This is a genomic window from Streptococcus parasanguinis (genome assembly GCF_009717775.1).
Taxonomy (GTDB): Bacteria; Bacillota; Bacilli; order Lactobacillales; family Streptococcaceae; genus Streptococcus; species Streptococcus parasanguinis_AG.
Genome location: NZ_WMZF01000001.1, coordinates 1 through 20,027 on the forward strand (window position 1 = coordinate 1; position 20,027 = coordinate 20,027).

Sequence of the window (20,027 nt, forward strand, 5' to 3'; positions counted from 1 at the left end):
TCTTCATAAGTTAATTTCATAATAAAAACACCCCAAAAGTTAGATTTTTTTCTGTCTAACTTTTGGGGTGCAGTTCAGCAGTCACGCCACAGACACAAAAAGAGATCAAGGCCTACTTCAAAAACTCTCTCTGGTACGGCTTTACAGGAACTCCGATCTTTAAGGAAAACAAACGCAAACAAGTGGGAGACCTGGCTCAGACCACCCACCAACAGTATGGCGACCGCCTACATGAATACACGGTCAAGGAAGCTATCCATGATGGAGCGGTTCTGGGCTTTAAGGTAGACTACCGCAATACCATCATCTCTGATCTCCTAGAAGAAGAGATCCCAGACCAGGCCTATGAGGACAAGGAGCACATGCTAGAGGTTCTCGATGCCATTCTCAATAAGAGCCAGCAACAGCTCAATATCCCTAAAGGGGTCGGAAAGAGCTATGAAGCTATTTTGACAGTCAAGTCCATCCCACGAGCACAGGCCTATTACAATCTGCTTAAGAGTATTCTCGCTGGCAAGGAACGGGTCAAAGTTTCCGAGCGGGTCAAACAATACCTACCAGATTTTCCAAAATTTACCATCACCTACTCGGTGACTGAAAATGAGGAAGAATCCATCGGCTACCAAGACCACATGAAGCAGGTCATGGAGGACTACAACCAAGAGTTTGGTACGCATTTTAGCCTAGCGGATCTGCGGGGCTTTAATAGCGATATCAATAATCGCCTGGCTAGAAAGCAGGACAAGTACCTTTACCGCAATGAGCAGTTGGATCTGGTCATCGTGGTCGACCGTCTCTTGACCGGTTTTGATGCACCTTGTCTTTCTACGCTCTTTATCGATCGCAAGCCTATGCGCCCACAGGACTTGATTCAGGCCTTTAGCCGGACTAATCGGATCTTTGATGACAAGAAGCACTTCGGCCATATCATCACCTTCCAGCGCCCTCAAGCCTTTAAGGAAGCCGTCGACAATGCCCTCAAGCTCTACTCCAATGGGGGAGAAAATGAGGTCCTAGCACCAAGCTGGGAAGAAGAAAAGCGCAACTTCCTAAAAGCCTGGGCAGAGTTTAAAGGCCAAGTCACAGACTTCGAAGAAGAGGGAGTCGCCCTCGAGCAGGCCCAAACGGCCCAGCTCCGTAAGGTCGCCAAAGCCTATCAGGTCTTTGACAAGTACCAAGCCTCGATCCGCGTCTACTCAGAGTATGATAAGGAAGAGATCTATCGGGAAACGGGCCTCAGCGACAGCCAGCTCGAAGCCTATCTGGGCCTCTATCAAAATATCCTGGCGGAGATCAAGAGCAGGGATCCAGAAGTGGACAGCGAAGACGAGCTGGACATCCACTATGAGCTGGAGTCTGTCCAAGTCGATGAGATCAACTATGCCTATATCCTCATGCTGATCCAAAGTATGATCCAGCAGGAGGAAAATGAGGAGCAAGCTCTCAGTGACAAGGATATCGCAACTGTGGATAGCTATATCGAGAGCCTGAACCGGACCAATCCAAGTCTGGCGGAGATCATCCAAAACCTCTGGACTCAAGTCCAAGAAGAGCCCGAACGCTACCGAGGACAATCTATCACCGGAGTTTTGGACCAGATGATCGAATCCGTCATCGATAGCCATATCGAAAGCTTCGCCAAAAACTGGTATATCGGAGCCGACGAACTCCGCTACTATATCCAACACTACCGCAAGGGTGCCAAAAAACAAGCCGGCGAAAGCCAGTTGACCAAGAGCCAACGCTACAAAGACTACAAGGCAGAAGTAGCAGACGCCCTCAACCCACTCAGCTACAAAAAACAAATCAAAGAAGCCTATACCCAACTGATCGAAGAGGTGATTGAACCGCTGAGAGTGGGGAGATAGAGGAGTGAAGAAAGATTGATTATGAAATAGAATTATAAATAATTATTTTTATTTGCAATTAATGTGAAATGTTGAAGATATATGGAAATAATTTTTATTTCTAATTAATTAAATGAGTAATTCTTTCTATTAGAACAGGGATAATTATTTTGTATAAATTTAATTATTTTATATAACAATACAAATAATAAAAAGACAATTTCTAATATTATTTTTTATATTGCATACTATTATTAATTTTTATTTAAATTGTAATTCTATATTTGGAACAATGATACAGGAAGGAATTATATGTTAAAAAAACATCAAGTATTCACGCCAATAAATTATGTATACAATTTGCTAGATGCTGTAGATTATAAGTATGATTTATTTGACAAAAAAGTCCTGGAAAATTCTTGTGGAGATGGGCAAGTTTTGTCTGAGATTGTTACAAGATATATAAAGGATAGTTTTGATTTTGGTAGAGATTCTCAGTTAATAGCACAAGGGCTTTCAGAAAATATTTTTGGTTTTGAAATTGATTTACTTCAGTATAAAAGGTGTATAAATAATTTAAATTCTATTCTTCATAAAAATGGAATTCCTAGTGTAAATTGGAAAATTTATAATGAAGATTTTTTACGTTGGATACCGACAGATAATTTTGATTTTATTATAGGAAATCCCCCTTATATTACATATTCTGAACTTGAAGAGAATGAAAGATTATTTTTGAAAGAACAGTTCAAATCATGTTCAAAAGGAAAATTCGATTATTGTTATGCTTTTATAGAAAAAAGTCTAAATTTATTGAGTGATAAAGGAAGGATGGCTTATTTAATTCCAAGTAGTATTTTTAAAACAGTTTCTGGTAAAAGATTACGAGAAATTATGATGGAATATATAAATGGCATTATTGATTTCAGCAAGATTAATGTATTTGATAAAGCTTTAGTTAAGTCTTCTATTATTAGATTTGATAAAACAGATAAAAATGGATTAATTATTTTCGACGATAGTTTAACCCAAAATAGGATTTTTATAAATAAAAAAGATCTTAGTGATAAGTGGATTTTATCAAAGCACAATAGTATAAATAAAGAGTATAGAAGATTTGGAGATTATTATACGGTAACACATTCTATTGCTACTCTGTGTAATGAAGTCTTTCTTTTGAAAGATGGATCTTACTCTCTAAAACAAAACGGAGATATTGTTGTTAACGATATAATTTTAGAAAAAGAACTTATTAGAAAAGCATTCTCTCCTAGGTCAGTGACCTATGGAAAAAATGAATTAATAATATTTCCCTATGAGGTTATCAATGATGAAGTTTGTAAAATAAGTGAAGATAAAATGATAACTAATTATCCTAATATTTATTCTTATTTACTTAACAATAAAGACAATCTCCTTAGAAGAAAAAGAGATAAAGGTTCTCAATGGTTTGAGTATGGTCGAAGCCAAGCTATAAATGGGATATTTACGATTAAATTGCTCATATCGACAGTTGTAACAAATAATGCTAAAGTTCATGAATTAGAAAAAGAAGATATTGCATATTCTGGTATGATTGTTAAATCTAAAGGTATTGATTGTTATTCTTTGGATTATGGTAAAAAAATATTAAGTAGTGATAATTTTCTTGAATATGTTAAAAATATTGGAATTCCTATAAATGGTAATTCTTATCGAATAACTTCTCAGGATATTGAAAATTACACTTTTTAGGAGGTTATAGAATGGTTGAAAGTTTGAGTTATGTTGTTGAAGATAGTACGTTAGCAGAGCTTTTGGGAAAGCAAAACTTTTCAACGGATGAATCTGCTATTTTAGAACTTGTGAAAAATGCATTTGATGCTGGAGCGCAGACTTTAAAAATTATATTTTCAAATAATCTTCTTACTATTGAAGATAACGGTGTTGGAATGGATTATAACGATATAAAAGAATATTGGATGCACGTCGGAAAGTCCCATAAAGTTAATAAGATTGTTGAATTTAACGGTGTACATAAAAAAATGGCAGGCTCAATGGGGATTGGTAGGTTTGCATTGGCACGACTTGGAGAAGATATTGAGTTACAATCAAAAAAAAATTCTAGTAGAGGTGTTATTTGGAAGACTAATTGGGAGTCATCTACGATTGATTTATTAGATTGTGATTTTCAAGGAACAAAGATATTTATTGGAAATTTACGAGAGCGGTGGACAAAAAAAAGAGTTGAGAAATTAAGTGTTTTTTTGGGTAGGGTATACCATGATAATGTAATGGAAATAATACTTACGTATAATGATGTTAGATTTCCTGTGTATCCTATTTTCCAAAAACCTAAACTAGGAATTAATTGTTTATCATCTATAAAATTCAGCTATGATAGTAAAAAAATGAAACTGACTACTCATATTGATTCAGATGAATTTCGATCTGAGGTAAGTGAAATAGTACCTGATGTAGACATTAATCATGCTTCTTTTGAAGACGATCTGTTTATTGAGTATCAAAATAGAAATGATTTGATAGAACTTATAGCAGAGGAGTCTGTTGAACCGATTTTTGATAAGTATAGAACAGATAATTATTTGAAACAGATTCTTAAAGATATAGGTGATTTTTCGGGAGAATTATATTTCTATATAAAACCTTTGAGGGTCGATTTAAATAGATATTTATATAAACATTTTACACTTAAGTCGCCAATAAAAGGAGATGGTATTATTCTTTATAGAAACTCTTTCAGTATTTCTTCATATGAAGGTAGTAAAGATTGGTTAGGAATAGGAAAAAGAAGTAGGAAATCTCCTGCTGCTGCTTCACATTTATCAGGTGCATGGAGAGTTAGAGAAAACCAGATTTCAGGTAGAATTATAATTGACAAAGATGAGAACCGATTTTTAAAAGATTTGTCTAATAGACAAGGTTTAGATGAAAATATTTATTATAATTTTTTTGTAGAAATTATTATCAAATCTATTAGTAGATTTGAAAGATACCGTCAGTCCATAATCCGGTCTCTTGCCAAAAATGAAAAACAGGCTTTTGAATCAAACAAACTAAACATTGTTGATTCAATTGCAAATAAACAAAAAAAATTGAGTGAGTTAACTGATGATGATTTCAATACTTTGTCTTTTGAATTACAAGAACTTCGAACTAATGAAAAAAATAGTGAAAGAATTAGAATAGAAAAGGAGGAGAAATATAAATATGATGTTCGTTTATTAAATGTGTTGGCAACTATAGGATTGAAATCTTCATCAATAGCACATGAACTTAAAAATGATAGATTAACAATAATCTCTAGCATACCTAGAGTAATTGAACTGTTAAAAAATAAAGGTATTTGGGAAGAACTAAATTCAACGACTAATAAAGTTGATTGTATTCCTTATTATTTAACAAGAACATTGAATATAAATAAGAAAATTTTTTCTTTTATAAATACAATGTTATCTGAATTGGAAGTGAAAAGATTCAATAAAGAAAATAAAGAAATAAAAATTAATATTAAAGATGAGATTGATAATATTCAGAAAAACTGGGAAAGAGATTATGGTCGTTTAAAAATTATCGTTACAATTAGTGAAGATATAGAATTTCAAACATACAGTGATGTAATCCAAGTAATATTGGACAACCTTATTTTAAACAGTATACAGAATAATGATAGTAAAGAAAATTTAATGGTGAATATTTTAATAAATAAAGATGGTGAGTTTTTAAAATTTAAATATTGTGATAATGGGAAAGGGTTGAATGAGAAGTATAATCAAGATCCAATGAGTATTTTAGAAGTCCATGAAACGTCTAGAGAAAACGGTCATGGACTTGGTATGTGGATTATAAATAATACTGTGATTGACTCAGGAGGAGAAATCACAAAAATTTTTAATGAAAATGGATTTAATATAGAATTTTATTTAGGTGAAAAGTGATGGAAAATATTAATATAGTTTATGTGGATGATAGTCCAGATATTTATCTAAATTTATTTTTGCAATCTTATTATAATAAAGATGAAATAAACTATTCATCTATTATTTTTGGACAAGACGACTCTTATAAAACATTGTTAGAAAATCAAGCTATAAGAAATGCCAATGTTGTTATTATTGATTCTAGGTTGTTTGAAAATAGAGGGGTTGGGGCTGTTTTTTCTGGTGAAGAATTTAAACTAATTTTAAAGAAGATCTTTCCTTATATAGAAGTTATTGTTATATCTCAAAAGGCGATTGGAGAAGATTTTCAAACAATTGAAAAATATGACTTAGAAGCTGATGTGAGTGATGTTGATGATATTCAAAAGTCAGCATTTGATTTCTATTCTCGTGAAATTATACCTTTGATAAATAAAAAAATACAGAATGTTATAGAATTTAGAAAAATACTTGAACGGATTCAAAATGAGAAAATTGAAATTGATAAATATTTGGTAGAAAATATTGAAAATTCAATAAAAGGAACAGGTGAGTATGATCAGTTATCTTCGGAAGATTTAGATAAAGTTATTAAAGAGTTTCAGATGTTTGTTTCAAAAATAGAAAAAGAATAGAGTTAAAGATGAATATGATGGATTATAGACTTACTAAGTTTGAAAAACAGAAGTTGCACGATATTAAAAAGAAGAAAGGAGTTTTGTTAAGGAATATCAGAATTGATCATCCTAGTGCAAAGAATTTTTATAGACTAGTTCGTAATAAATACAAAAAGGAATTTATGGAAGTTTACGATAATAAATGTGTTTATTGTGGCGTTTCTTTAGATTTAATTCCGAAGAAAATGTTTGAGATAGATCATGTTGTTTATCAAAAATCTCCTAGATTTAATAATTGCTTTAAAAGAAATAAAAATGGGATGAGTAACCTTGTATTATCGTGTTATGATTGTAATCGAAAAAAAACTGATTTTAGTATAGATAGAGATATTGAGTATATATTGCATGGTGATTATAATAAAATTAAAGAAGTATTCCATAGGGATACAAAGAATTATACTATTGTAATAGGTAATATTAATGATCTATCTCCCACTCAGCAGAAAACAATCAGAGATTTTTATAAATTGTTAATGTTAGAAAATTACATACATAGATTAGATTACTTATTAATGTCAATGTATGATTTGGCAAACTATTTGAACTTAAACGGGAAATCATCATCTTCGGAGTATCGTACTTTATTAAATTGTATTAATTTACTTCAAAAAAAAAGAAATGGATATTAAAAATGAGAAATAATAATATCCCCAAAGTTAGATTTAAACAATTTGAAGGTCTATGGAATGAGGATAAAATTGGAAATATAGTTTCAATTTCTGCTGGAGGAGATATTGATAGGTCTAAATTAAAGAATAAAGGGCAATATCCAGTTGTTGCAAATGCTTTGACAAACAAAGGGATAGTTGGATTTTATGACGATTATAAAGTGAAAGCTCCTGCGGTGACTGTTACAGGTCGTGGAGATGTTGGATATGCAGTAGCTAGACATGAAAATTTTACTCCAATTGTTAGACTTCTAACTCTTCAATCGGAAAATATTGATGTTGATTATCTTCAAAATCAGATTAATTCAATGAGAATTTTAAATGAGTCTACGGGTGTTCCTCAACTAACAGCTCCCCAACTTGGGAATTACAAAGTGTATTATCCCGAAATAGAAGAACAATCGGCCATTGGTTCCCTCTTCCGTACCATCGACGACCTTCTGGTTAGCTATAAGGACAATTTTGCTAACTACCGATCTCTCAAGGCGACCATGCTCTCCAAGATGTTTCCAAAAGCTGGACAGACGGTACCTGAGATTCGTTTGGATGGATTTGAAGGTGAGTGGGAACGAATCAAACTAGGTGAGTTTTGTGATTTGATTACAAAAGGAACTACAGCAAAATCGCAATCAGAACAAGGAAAGGTCAACTTTGTCAAAGTTGAAAACTTGAAAGATAACGAAATCTATCCCATTGTTAAAATTTCAGAGGAAGAACATTTGGGAAGTTTGAAGAGATCTATATTATGTGAAGGAGATATATTATTTTCGATTGCGGGTACTCTTGGTAGAACTGCAATTGTTAGAAATAATATTCTTCCGGCTAATACAAATCAAGCTCTTGCAATTATTAGAGGATATAAATTAGATACTTATTTTTTATTAGTAGTATTATCTGGAGAAGTTGTGAAAGATTATATCCGAAAAAATCCTACAGTAGGTGCACAACCAAATTTGTCCTTGGAACAAGTTTCTTCTCTAAAAATACAAGCTCCTTCCATGGAAGAACAACAAGCCATCGGCTCCTACTTCTCAAACCTTGATAACCTCATCGCTTCTCACCAAGATAAAATTTCTCAGCTAGAAACACTTAAAAAGAAACTCTTACAAGATATGTTTATCTAACCTTCAAAAATGATCCTTATCAGCAACTATATGCACAGCATTTTTCGAATAGTATAAGTGAGCCCCTTTGATCCTTTCGAAGGTGCTCCTTAGTATTTAATAACTTAAAAGTATTTACTTTTAATAACTTTAGAGTTATAATGAATTCGAAAAGGGGTTGCTTTGTGCACGCTATTTATTTTTATAAGGACAAACAGGGGAATCAACCGGTCTTAGACTACATGAGGGAGTTGACACGTCGCGATAATAAGGACAGCCGGATCAAACTCAACAAGCTCAACGACTACATCGAGCTTTTGAGCCAGCATGGAACGCGTGCTGGCCAACCCTACATCAAGCATCTGGATGCGGAGATTTGGGAGTTGAGACCTTTACGGGATCGGATTTTATTCGTGGCTTGGCTGGATGGTAGCTTTGTCTTACTGCATCCTTTTGTCAAAAAGACGCAAAAGACACCTAGACGAGAGATCGAGAAAGCCAAGCGAGAGTTGCAAGATTTGAAGGAAAGAGGGCTAAGAGATGAAGAATAGTGCCATCGGCAGCAATTGGAAAGATGTGAGAGCAGAGCTCTTCACCAAGGAAGAAATCCTGGAAAGTGACCTGCGAGTCGCGATTATGACGGAGCTGATCGAAGCTCGGCATGAAAAGGGCATTAGCCAAAAGAAACTAGAAGAACTCAGTGGAGTCAGTCAACCGGTCATCGCTCGGATGGAGACAGGAAAGACCAGTCCTCAATTGGACACGGTTTTGAAAGTCTTAGCTAGTCTGGGCAAGACCCTCGCCGTCGTCCCACTGGAACAAGAAAAGGTCTAAAAGAAATCAGAAAGAATTACTATGGAAACAACACAAACCTCCCAGGCGCTCTACCAAGCCCTGTGGAACTCAGCGGATGTGCTCCGCTCTAAGATGGATGCCAATGACTATAAGTCCTATCTCTTGGGGATGATTTTTTACAAGTACCTCTCAGATAAGTTGCTCTTCTTCGTGGCGGAGACCATGGAAGAGGAGACAGAGAGTCTGGATGAAGCCTTGGCGCTTTACCGAACCTACTATGAGGATCCAGACTCTCAAGAGGATCTGATCTCTGTCATCACAGATGAGCTCAACTATGTTATCAAGCCCGACTTGACCTTTACGGCCTTGGTGGACCGGGTCAATGAAGGGACCTTCCAGCTGGAAGATCTGGCTCAAGGCTTCCGAGACATCGAGCAAAGTGACGACCTCTATGAAAACCTCTTTGAGGACATTGATCTCTACTCCAAGAAGCTAGGGGCGACACCTCAAAAACAAAACCAGCTAGTGGCTGCCGTTATGAAAGAGCTAGCAGTGCTGGATGTGGCAGGTCATGCGGGAGATATGCTTGGAGATGCTTATGAGTACTTGATTGGTCAGTTTGCGACCGACTCTGGTAAGAAAGCAGGAGAGTTCTATACGCCCCAGCCTGTAGCCAAGCTCATGACCCAGATTGCCTTTTTAGGGCGTGAAGACGAGCAGGGCTTTACCATCTACGATGCCACCATGGGATCAGGATCCCTCTTGCTCAATGCCAAGAAATTTTCTCACCAGCCTCAAACCGTCCAATACTTTGGTCAGGAGCTCAATACCTCTACCTATAACCTTGCTCGGATGAACATGATCCTACACGGGGTTCCGGTGGAAAACCAGTTCTTGCATAATGCCGATACGCTGGACGAAGACTGGCCGACCCAAGAGCCGACCAACTTTGATGGGGTCCTTATGAACCCACCCTACTCAGCTAAGTGGTCCGCAAGTTCCGGCTTTCTCCAAGATCCTCGCTTCTCCCCATTTGGCAAGCTCGCGCCTCAATCCAAGGCTGACTTCGCCTTTCTCTTGCACGGTTATTACCACTTGAAACAAGACAATGGTGTGATGGCTATCGTCCTTCCTCACGGGGTCCTTTTCCGTGGCAATGCTGAAGGAACCATTCGCAAGGCCTTGCTGGAAGAAGGGGCTATTGATACCGTGATCGGTCTACCTGCCAATATCTTCTTCAATACTAGCATCCCAACGACGGTCATCATTCTCAAAAAGAACCGGACTAATCGGGACGTTTACTTTATCGATGCTTCTAAGGAATTTGACAAGGGCAAGAACCAGAACATCATGACGGATGCCCATATCGAGAAGATCCTTAAGGCTTATAAGAGTAGAGAGGACATGGATAAGTTTGCCCATCTGGCTAGCTTCGAGGAGATCGTTGAGAATGACTACAACCTCAATATCCCGCGCTATGTGGATACCTTTGAGGAAGAAGAGGTAGAGCCACTGACAGATATCGTGGCCAAGATCAACCAAACCAACGCCACTATTGAAACCCAGACAGCCTCTCTTCTAGACATGCTCAGCCAGCTTCATGGAACAACGCCAGAAGCCGATGCCGAACTCAAGAAATTTGTCGAGGAGTTTAAGGGGTAAGGTATGAGGAGATGGTAGTAGGGAAAGGATATTCCCAAATTTTTTTCGAATTATAGAAGTAGAGGGACCTTCCCTCTATTTTTTATCGAAAAGGAGCAGGGATGCAAAAGAGACACGAGCATGTATCGCCGACCTTGGACATCATGGCCAAGAAGATTTTTAGTTTGCCGGAGGTGACGACGGCTTTTATTCGAGACATTTTGGAGCTGGATGTAGCGGACGCTCAGATTGTGGAGGGAAGCCAGCCCCACAGCATGGCCTATGAGGAGGATGACTTGTTCTCCACTGCGGTGGATGTGAGAGCCAAGCTCCATGATGGAACCGAGGTGATCATCGAGATCCAGATTCGCAAGCAGCAGTATTTCTTGAATCGGTTCCATTACTATTTGGCCAATCAGCTGGTGGAGAATGTGCAAAAACTGCGCCAGCAAGGACAGACACATAAGATGTACGAGCAGATGGAGCCCGTCTATGGGATTGCGATTTTGGAGAAGTCGCTCTTACTAGACGAAGAGGCCGCCATCAACAAATACTGGCTGACCAATAGCCGGTCTGGCAAGCAACTCAAGGCCTATTATAAAAATGGTAAGCACCAAAATCTTCTGCAGGTTGCCTTTTTAGAGCTAGACAAGTATAATAAAGATGAGAACCTGACAGATGCAGGCAGACAGTGGTTGGAGTTTTTTGGGAATCTTCCCTTTACAAAAGCTCCCAGTCAGGCCGTTGCCCACGCAGATTCATTATTAGATTCATCTAGCTGGACCAAGGAGGAGAAGACCATGATAGACGAGCGTATTCGGATTCAAGAAAATTATGATATGACCATGGAGACGGCGATTGATGAAGCGCGAGAAGAAGGTTTGGAGCAAGGTCGTAAACAGTTGGTATGCGAGATGATCTCACGAGGAATGACACCTGATCTGATATCAGAGATGACAGGTTTGTCGCTTGAAGAGATTGAGACACTGCTTTCCTGAGTCGTTAAAAGAGGCAGTGCCTCTTTTCTTTTTTGAAAAAACTTGAAAATTTTCCCATTTTTTCAATCCGCCTTTCTAGAATTGTGGTAGAATAGAGTCAACAAAGAGCTATCCTCACCAACAGTGTGATCGATACTAGAAAAGAGGATTCTGATGACAAGAAAAATTGGTATTATTGGTTTGGGGCATGTGGGTGCGACCTTGGCCCACAGCATGATTTTGAAACACACCTGTGATCACTTGGTCTTGATTGATACCAATGAGAAAAAGGTCAAGGCAGATGCCTTGGATTTCTGTGATACGGTTGCCAATACGGGGTATCCGGTGCATATCACGGTCAATGACTACGCGGCTTTAAAAGATGCGGATGTGGTGGTGTCGACTCTTGGAAATATCGAGTTGCAGGCTAATAACACTGATGACCGTTTTGCAGAGCTTCCCTTTTCCAGCAAGCAAGTGGTGCAAGTAGCGCGTGATTTGAAGGCTTCTGGCTTTAGCGGGGTCTTATTGGTAGTGACCAATCCGGTCGATGCCGTCACTCAACTCTATCAACAATATACTGGCCTTCCAAAAGAACAGGTGATTGGGACAGGGACCTTGCTGGATACAGCTCGGATGAAGCGTGCAGTCGCTGATCGTTTGCAGGTTTCTCCTGCTAGTGTATCAGGCTACAATCTTGGTGAGCATGGAAATTCTCAATTTGTCGCTTGGAGTCAGGTCCGTGTCAAAGGACATGCTATTACCGATCTCTTCTCTCAAGAAGAGCTTGACGCCATCAACTACGAGTCCTTGCGCGGTGGCCACACGGTTTTCTTTGGCAAATTCTATACCAATTTTGGGATTGCAGCAGCAGCCCAACGCCTGGCAGAAGCTGTGATCAATGATAGCCACGAGGAAATGCCAGTGTCTAACTATCGTCCAGAATATGGAACCTATCTTGGCTACCCAGCGATCGTGGGTCGAAAAGGAATTCTTGAACGATTGGATTTGCATTTGACAGAAGAAGAAAAAGAAAAATTACTCCATTCAGCCGAAACTATCAAAGAAAATACACGAAAAGGATTGGAGCACGCATAAAAGTGAGGGGGGTGGGCAAAATCTGTTCACCCTTCGATGTATAATAGGCATAAAAGTATGACTCAGTGGTTGATTGGTATCTTTGTTCGCTTTTTAAGCTCCAAAGATAACCTAATGAGGGAAACAAAGTTTCCTTTATCCACAACCTTCAACAGTCTCCGAGACTGTTGAAGCTATGCGGGGGTGGGAAAACGAACTCTTTTTAACTAGTCAGAGTTCTTTCTCACTCCCTTTTTTCTGCAATTTTTTCGAATGGTATAAGTGAGGGGATTCCCTACACGAAATCATTGGAGGTTGCTATGAAGAAACGACACGAGTATGTATCGCCCACCTTGGATTTAATGGCAAAAAAGATTTTTAGTCTGCCGGATGTGACAGCCAAATTTATCCGCGAAGTATTGGATCTGCCAGTAGAGTCCGTTGAGATTTTAGAAGGAGACCAGATCCATGAGCAGGGGTTTTTAGGAGATCTTCCTTTTGAAACATCCGTTGATGTAAGAGCAAGGCTAGATAGTGGGCTTGAAGTCATCATTGAGATTCAAGTTTTGAAGCAAGAGTATTTCTTGAATCGTTTCCACTATTATTTAGCCAATCAACTGGTAGAAAATGTCCAACGCAAGCGAAAGAAAGGAGCGACCCATTCTATGTACCAGGAGCTGGAGCCGGTCTATGGGATCGCTATCTTGGAGCGAAGTATTTTTCCTCATTTAGATTCACCTGTCAATGTCTATGAAATGCGCCATACGGTAGACGGGACACCTCTTTATAGCTCTCGAAAGGATGGAGTAGCTCATAATATGTTAAAGGTTGCCTTTTTAGAGTTGGATAAGTATAATGAAAGTAGAGATACGGAGTTGAATGCTCACTGGAGACAATGGCTTGAATTTTTTGGCAATCGCCCATTCAGTCATCAACCAGATCAAGTGATCGAGCAGGCAGAATCACTCCTGATCCCATCAAATTGGACAAGGGAGGAAAAAGAAATGATTGATGAACGGATTCGTATCAGAGAAAATTGGGAAATGAGCATGGATACCTTTCGGAAAGAACAACTGGAAGCTGGATTTCAGAAAGGGTTGAAAAAAGGTCTTGAACAGGGACTCGAACAAGGTCTTGAACAAGGTTTAGAACAAGGTCTCGAGCGTGGTATCGAACAGGGATTGGAACAAGGCAGACAAGAAGGCATGGAGTTGGGAGTTCAAGCTGGTCAGCAGTCTCTGATTCAAAAACTATCTTTGAAGGGGATGAGTATCGAGATGATTGCTGAAATGACGGATTTATCCAGCGAATCCATCAAAAAAATGTTGGCTACGGATTCGTCTGACGAGGAGTAGTAGCGTGAACAGAATTTTGGGAACAATGAAACTTCGAGAATTACCTTGCTGAGAAAAAAGTAGTTCTAAAATGGATTGTAAAGATCGTCAGGAGTTCGTTATTTTTGGATCTTGATCCTCTACAGATTTATACGGTTATGATTTATTGAAGGTTGGAAACTTTTATCCAACCTTTTTTTCTCACTCCTCTTGCTCCTCACCTAGTGAACTGGAATAGAAGTTTAAAAAAACGAGTTGTAATCCTTGACATTACATTTCGAGCCTGTATAATAGCTATTGTAATAAATAATCTTACAACAGAAAGAGGAAACAACTATGAAAAACATTTTATTTATTGTCGGATCCCTTCGTCAAGGATCTTTTAACCACCAAATGGCTAAGAAAGCAGAAAGTCTTCTTGAAGGAAAAGCAACTGTGACTTACTTGGACTACAAGGACATCCCAATGATGAACCAAGATTTGGAAACACCAACCTTGCCAGCTGTACAAGCAGCGCGTGATGCGGTTCTTGCTGCGGATGCCATCTGGATCTTCTCGCCAGTTTATAACTTTGCCATTCCAGGCGTGGTGAAAAATCTGATCGACTGGCTGAGCCGTGCCCTTGACCTATCAGAAACTCGTGGTCCATCTGCCCTTCAAGACAAGATCGTAACGGTTTCTTCAGTAGCCAATGCTGGACACGAACCAATGTTTGCGGCTTACCAAGCGCTCTTGCCTTTCGTTCGGACTCAAGTGGTTGGAGAGTTTACTGGAACAACCGTTAACCCAGAAGCTTGGGAAACAGGTGAATTGGTCTTGACAGATGAAGCGGTCGCAGGACTGGAAAAACAAGCACAAGATCTATTAAAAGCATAAGAAAAGCTGAGACAGAAGTCTCAGCTTTTTAGATACTAAAGAGTTGTCCGAAGAAGTATGTCACACCCATGGTGAGAAGGCCAATGATGAGGTTGCGAAGCATGGCTGGCTTGGTTGGTGCTTTTCCCAGTTTTGCACTGGTATAGCCAGTGAAGATCAAGGATAGTCCAACAACGAAGACCGTCACCGGAATGCGATAGGCAGTTGGAAAGAGAATGATAGAGAGCATTGGAGGAAGGGAACCAACCGAAAAAGCAAGGAAGCTAGATGCAGCAGCATGCCAAGGATTGGTAAACTCCTCGTATTCGATACCATATTTCTCTTCGACCAGGGCTTTGAGGGGATGTTTCAGAAAGGCCCGTTCTGTCAAAATCTTTGCGGAAGTTTCGCATTCTCCATTTTGAAAATAAGCGTGGTAGAGAGATTCTCTCGCTAACTTGGGATCGCGATCCAATAAGGTTTGTTCGCGGTTCACAGCGGCTTCTTCCGTGTCTTTTTGTGTGGAAACAGAGACATACTCACCGCCCGCCATCGAAAAGGCACCTGCCAGAATCGCCGACAAGCCAGATAGGAAAATGATCCAGATGTTTGGTGTGGCACTGGCTACCCCAATCACCACCCCAGCAATAGAAATAATCCCATCATTGGCCCCGAGAACAGCAGCTCTCAAGATATTCAAGCGGTCGCTAAATGATTCATCTACTCCATGTTTCATTTCAGTCATACAATGTCTCCTTCATCTTGTTTAGAATGATTATAAATAAAATACAGAAAGAAAGCAAGGATTTTAACTCAAATGATAAAAGTTCGACAATTTAATGAAATTTAAGTTATAATCTTTGACATTGCAAGCAAAAAAGAAAGAATAGGGAATACGCCTATTCTAGCAAGGTTTATTTAGCGGAAGTGGCCTTACCTTTGAAGATCCTGATAGCATTGTCACGCGGGTCAGAAAAGGATAATAAAAAGGGAGTGGGAAAGAACTCCAACTAATTTAGAAGAGTTCGTTTTCCCACCCCCGCAAAGTTGATTAGGTCTTCTTTGGAGCTTAATTAAGCGAACAAATACTTAGGAAACTTGCTTCGCAAGTCCTATCTACCACCTCAAAGCAGTGCTTTGAGCAATCAACCACTGCGTCATACAGTTATTTCTATCAAAGATCGAAGGCTGGACAGTTTATTCCCAGCTCCTTTCTGATGAGAAAAATTAATTCGTATCTTGTTCTTTCCCAACAACCCAAAATAAGAGAAGGAGTTGGAAGATGCCTAAGGCAAATAGGACCATAAAACCGTTGCGACTTCCTTTAGCAGTGGCTTGGGTGAAGTCCATCTTTTGATTAGCTTGGCTCATGGCAACGATCAAGGAAGCCAGGGTTGTTCCGACAGCGCCTGCAAATTGTTGCAGAGTGTTAAAGATCGCGTTCGCATCGGGTTGCTCTTCCAGAGAGAGTTGTTTTTGTCCGTTGGTCAAAATATTGCCGAAGGCCAGTCCCATACCGGTCATGAAGATCATGTAAAAGATAAGAATCAAGCCATTTGTCAGCTTCAGGGCAAAAAGGGTGAAGTGGAAATGGGCCAGAAGGATTAAAACAGCTCCAAGGAGAATCGGTTTACGGGCGCCCAACTTATCTAGAATGAGACCAGAGAAGGGAGCAAAACCTGCTCCAATGATGGCTCCTGGAAGCAACATCAAGGCTGCAAGCGTGGTACTCGAATGGTTGACCAATTGGACATAATTGGGCAAGAGAAAACTCATGGCAAGAGAGCCTAATTGGAAAGTGAAAAAGGCAAGAACATGGCCAGTGAGGAGATGGTTCTTTAAGATGGCTAGGTTGATAATGGGAGTCTCTAACTGATTGGACCGCCAGACTAAGAGAACCAGTCCCAAAAACCCAATCACCAGCCAACCAAGGACAGAAAAACTAAAGAAAGCATGATCAGAAAGACCGTGAATCCCTAAAATCAAGCCTAAAAATGAAGCAATAATGGCGAGAAGGCTCATGATATCAAGGGTTTCTCGTTTGACTGTACTGATTTGTTCAATGGAGCGAAGTCCTGCAACTAGCGAAGCTAGAAGGATCGGGAATTGAACCAAAAAGATGGACCGCCAACCGAAGTTAGCCGTCAAGAGACCACCGACAGTAGGCCCAATGGCGGGAGCGATGGCTGTAATCAGGGTCCCCACTCCCATCATGAGACCGATCTTGCGTTTTGGGACCTGCTCTAAAATGATATTAAACATCAGAGGAAGGGCAAAACCAACCCCCATTCCTTGGACCAATCGACCCAGAACCACAAAGCCAAAACTTGGAGCTAAGAAGTCAATGAGAACACCTAAGACAGATAAGAGATTTCCAACTAAAAAGATGGATTTCATTTTGAAGGAGCGTTTGAGGTAGGCAGATAAGGGGACTACACAGGCAACCACTAGAAGATAGATGGTGGTGACCCACTGAACGGTTGCGGTATTGATTTCAAATTCCTTCATCAATATTGGGAAGGTGATATTCATGGCAGTTTCTCCAGCCACCCCGCAAAAGGAAAGGATCCCTGTTGCAAAAATAGCGTATAGGACCTTGGCTGAAATTTTTTCTTGTGACATCGGTGTCTGATTCCTCCTAAATCTTCCTAAAGATATGGACTATGGTATAAAATCGGATGAAAATCCATGGAAACGATTTGATTTTCCGTCAGCTCCAATCGCTAGGAGCATAGCAAGACCAACGGTAACCTGATCCATCGTTTTGTTAGCTAACAAATAGTATAGAGGAAATGAAGACCCCTGTCAAAGAGTTTTTGAAAAGTTTTGAAAATATTAACAGCATTCTCAAAAGACGATGCTTCTCCAAACGAAAGGAAAGGCTCGCCAGTATGATATAATAAGAAGAAAGCAGTAAACGTGAATAAGTCAATCAACTCGAACAGGAGGCCCCATGACCAAGTATTTAGTCCAGAAGTTTTTCTGGTTACGAGAAAAAAGTTTGATTCAAATTTCCCAGAAAACCCTGGTTTCCTTATTTCCTTTTTTCCTATTTTCAGGAATCGTTCGGGTGATTGCCTTATCGGTCTTCTCCGATCGAGGCTATATCCATCAGCTCTTTTCGATGGATAGCTGGTTGCCATGGGATCAGGCCATTAGTCAAGTCCTCATTAATTTTTCCAATTTTTTAGGAGGTCTAGCTGGGCTTTTAGTGACCTACTTCGCTGGAAAATATACAGCTGGGCACTATGGTAGAAGTACAGGGACAGCTGGAGTGACAGCTCTTTTGGTCAGTCTAATAGTAGGCTCTCAGGAATTGTTGGTGGGCCCCCTCCATGACGGGCAACTGACGCGTATCAACTTACCTGCGACGACCAATATCATCTTAGCGATTTTTTTAGGCTATCTAATCGGGCAAATCTTTCGTCTATCCAAGGCTAGTGACGACCAGATTGTGGACAAGGATTTCATCTATCAGCCCAAGACTGTGCGTCCCATTTTCTTGTCCTTAGTTCTAGGGGTCAGCCTCAATCTTCTTTTGGTTCTTGGAAATCAATTTAATATTTTTCAGACTATCCGACAGTTCTTGGCTTCTCTAATGGTAAGCAGTCATCATCTGCTGTCCACCTTTGTCATGGGACTATTTAGTGGGCTATCTGCTTGGTTTGGTAATAGTCAATCCTTTGCCTTGAACTCAATTGCGGATGATAACTTTGCTTTGGAAAATCTTACCTACGCTGTGACGCATCATACAACGACAGGCATTCCTCATCTCTATACCTTGACCAATTTGTACCGCAGTTTTGGTCTGGTAGCTGGAATTGGAGCCGTCCTAGCGCTTTTGGTTGCAATCTTATTGGTTTCACGAAGTCAAAAGGACAAGAAAGTCAGCCTCCTCAGTCTGTTTCCAAGTCTCTTTAACAATGGGGCTTCTTTCATGTTAGGGATACCGGTCCTTCTCAACCTGCTTTATGTGATTCCCTTTTTATTGATCCCTTTGGTGAATATGGCGATAGCAGCTGTGGCTTTGTGCTTCAAGCTGATGCCTGCAGCCGTCTATCCGGTGCCAGATGGGACTCCTAGCCTTCTTTATGCTTTTATTGGAACGGGAGGAAGTCTGAGAGCCTTAGCTGTAAGCCTTCTTTGTTTTGCCGTCGATGTGCTCCTTTATCTACCATTTGTCCGCATGGGAAATCGTATCCGAAAAGATTTAAAAGTGAAAGGAGAAAGCGATGAAGTCATCTAAAAAAACAGCGATCGTCCTTACTTTGGTCAGTCTTTTCTTGATCGCTTTAGCCATTCCTTCTTATAGCTGGACTCGGACCAATGTTTCAAAAATCGAGAAATTTTATAATTCCAAACTGTCTCCCATCATCATGATCCCGGGAAGCTCTGCGACAGAGAACCGCTTCGATGGCTTGGTGACCAAGCTCAACCAAGGCCGTCAAGGAACCAAACACAGTCTGCTTAAGGTTAAGGTTTGGAATGATGGGCATATCACCTATAGTGGTAGTATTGATGCCAAGGACAATGAGCCGGTAATTGTGGTTGGTTTTGAAAATAACAAAGATGGCTATAGCAACATTAAAAAGCAAGCCAAACTATTTAATCAAGCCTTCGAAGCCCTTCAAGAAAAATATAATTTTAATAATTTTAAGGGCTTGGGTCATTCCAACGGTGGCTTGATTTATACAGCCTTTATTGAAAATTATCTAGGGGATTATGATGTGGATCTCAAGACCCTTATGACCATCGGAACTCCCTACAATTTCACGGAGACCAATATCAAAAATAAATCTGAGATGTTGGCCGATTTTATCAAAGGAAAAGAAACCATCCCCAAAACCCTTCATATGTATTCAGTAGCAGGGACCATTACCTATGATTCAGATGAGTTGGTCCCAGATGCCAGTGTTTCTGCTGGGAAGTATATCTACCAAAACCAAGCAGCTAGCTATACGGAGATTACGGTGACGGGGGAAGATGCACAGCACTCGGACCTTCCAACCAATGATGAGGTAGTTGCCTTGGTGAAAGAGCATATTGAAAGTCAAACGGATCGTCGAGCCAAACCGAATAAAATAAACTAAGTGTGAAGAAGGGATTCCTTCCTCACCTTTTTTTTAGTATAAT

At 39.6% G+C, this 20,027-nt stretch carries 16 protein-coding genes and 1 pseudogene; 15 read left to right on the plus strand and 2 right to left on the minus strand.

The features are described 5' to 3' along the window. Window positions 1–68: 68 nt before the first annotated feature. The 13 genes and pseudogenes from GMC92_RS00005 to GMC92_RS00065 form a co-directional block, all read left to right on the plus strand. A pseudogene (locus tag GMC92_RS00005) lies at window positions 69–1,868 on the plus strand (type I restriction endonuclease subunit R, EcoR124 family); the annotation flags it as partial. Between the two features lie 291 nt (window positions 1,869–2,159). Next, window positions 2,160–3,581: an Eco57I restriction-modification methylase domain-containing protein gene (locus GMC92_RS00010; protein WP_155199391.1), complete on the plus strand. Its 1,422-nt coding sequence runs from the start codon at window positions 2,160–2,162 to the stop codon at window positions 3,579–3,581. Window positions 3,582–3,592: 11 nt separating this feature from the next. Further along, window positions 3,593–5,785, plus strand: coding sequence for a sensor histidine kinase (locus GMC92_RS00015; protein ID WP_155199392.1), 2,193 nt, complete (start codon window positions 3,593–3,595; stop codon window positions 5,783–5,785). After that, a complete protein-coding gene (locus GMC92_RS00020) occupies window positions 5,785–6,402 on the plus strand; it encodes a hypothetical protein (protein WP_155199393.1) in 618 nt (205 codons plus the stop codon). The genes GMC92_RS00015 and GMC92_RS00020 overlap by 1 nt, the downstream gene beginning before the upstream one ends. Window positions 6,403–6,410: 8 nt before the next feature. Then, window positions 6,411–7,073, plus strand: coding sequence for an HNH endonuclease (locus GMC92_RS00025; RefSeq protein ID WP_155199394.1), 663 nt, complete (start codon window positions 6,411–6,413; stop codon window positions 7,071–7,073). Window positions 7,074–7,075: 2 nt separating this feature from the next. Beyond that, window positions 7,076–8,236 (plus strand): restriction endonuclease subunit S, encoded by a 1,161-nt coding sequence (locus tag GMC92_RS00030; RefSeq protein WP_155199395.1) that lies wholly within the window; start codon window positions 7,076–7,078, stop codon window positions 8,234–8,236. A gap of 164 nt (window positions 8,237–8,400) precedes the next feature. Beyond that, complete coding sequence (locus GMC92_RS00035; protein WP_338324019.1) at window positions 8,401–8,766, plus strand: type II toxin-antitoxin system RelE/ParE family toxin; 366 nt, start codon at window positions 8,401–8,403, stop codon at window positions 8,764–8,766. Next, on the plus strand, window positions 8,756–9,049 hold the full coding sequence (locus GMC92_RS00040) for a helix-turn-helix domain-containing protein (protein ID WP_021144391.1): 294 nt from the start codon (window positions 8,756–8,758) through the stop codon (window positions 9,047–9,049). The genes GMC92_RS00035 and GMC92_RS00040 overlap by 11 nt, the downstream gene beginning before the upstream one ends. Window positions 9,050–9,070: 21 nt before the next feature. Continuing rightward, window positions 9,071–10,672, plus strand: a complete 1,602-nt coding sequence (locus tag GMC92_RS00045; RefSeq protein WP_155199397.1) for a type I restriction-modification system subunit M — start codon at window positions 9,071–9,073, stop codon at window positions 10,670–10,672. A gap of 101 nt (window positions 10,673–10,773) precedes the next feature. Then, window positions 10,774–11,649, plus strand: a complete 876-nt coding sequence (locus GMC92_RS00050; protein WP_155199398.1) for an Rpn family recombination-promoting nuclease/putative transposase — start codon at window positions 10,774–10,776, stop codon at window positions 11,647–11,649. 153 nt (window positions 11,650–11,802) lie between these two features. Continuing rightward, the gene (locus tag GMC92_RS00055) at window positions 11,803–12,726 is read left to right on the plus strand and encodes an L-lactate dehydrogenase (RefSeq protein ID WP_003006122.1); all 924 of its coding nucleotides are present in this window, start codon (window positions 11,803–11,805) and stop codon (window positions 12,724–12,726) included. 299 nt (window positions 12,727–13,025) lie between these two features. Then, window positions 13,026–14,060: an Rpn family recombination-promoting nuclease/putative transposase gene (locus tag GMC92_RS00060; protein ID WP_155199399.1), complete on the plus strand. Its 1,035-nt coding sequence runs from the start codon at window positions 13,026–13,028 to the stop codon at window positions 14,058–14,060. A gap of 315 nt (window positions 14,061–14,375) precedes the next feature. Continuing rightward, entirely contained in the window at window positions 14,376–14,915 is a 540-nt protein-coding gene (locus GMC92_RS00065) for an NADPH-dependent FMN reductase (protein ID WP_155199400.1), read from the plus strand. Between the two features lie 28 nt (window positions 14,916–14,943). On the opposite strand, the gene GMC92_RS00070 is transcribed toward GMC92_RS00065, so the two are convergent. Further along, window positions 14,944–15,639, minus strand: coding sequence for a VIT1/CCC1 transporter family protein (locus tag GMC92_RS00070; protein WP_118095773.1), 696 nt, complete (start codon window positions 15,637–15,639; stop codon window positions 14,944–14,946). 482 nt (window positions 15,640–16,121) lie between these two features. Next, entirely contained in the window at window positions 16,122–17,516 is a 1,395-nt protein-coding gene (locus tag GMC92_RS00075; RefSeq protein WP_155199401.1) for an MFS transporter, read from the minus strand. A gap of 331 nt (window positions 17,517–17,847) precedes the next feature. On the opposite strand from GMC92_RS00075, the gene GMC92_RS00080 reads away from it, so the two are divergent. Both GMC92_RS00080 and GMC92_RS00085 read left to right on the plus strand, forming a co-directional pair. Next, on the plus strand, window positions 17,848–19,140 hold the full coding sequence (locus GMC92_RS00080; protein ID WP_155199402.1) for a PTS transporter subunit EIIC: 1,293 nt from the start codon (window positions 17,848–17,850) through the stop codon (window positions 19,138–19,140). Next, a complete protein-coding gene (locus GMC92_RS00085) occupies window positions 19,127–19,984 on the plus strand; it encodes an alpha/beta hydrolase (protein WP_155199403.1) in 858 nt (285 codons plus the stop codon). Before GMC92_RS00080 ends, GMC92_RS00085 begins: the two co-directional genes overlap by 14 nt. The last annotated feature ends 43 nt before the right edge of the window (window positions 19,985–20,027 follow it).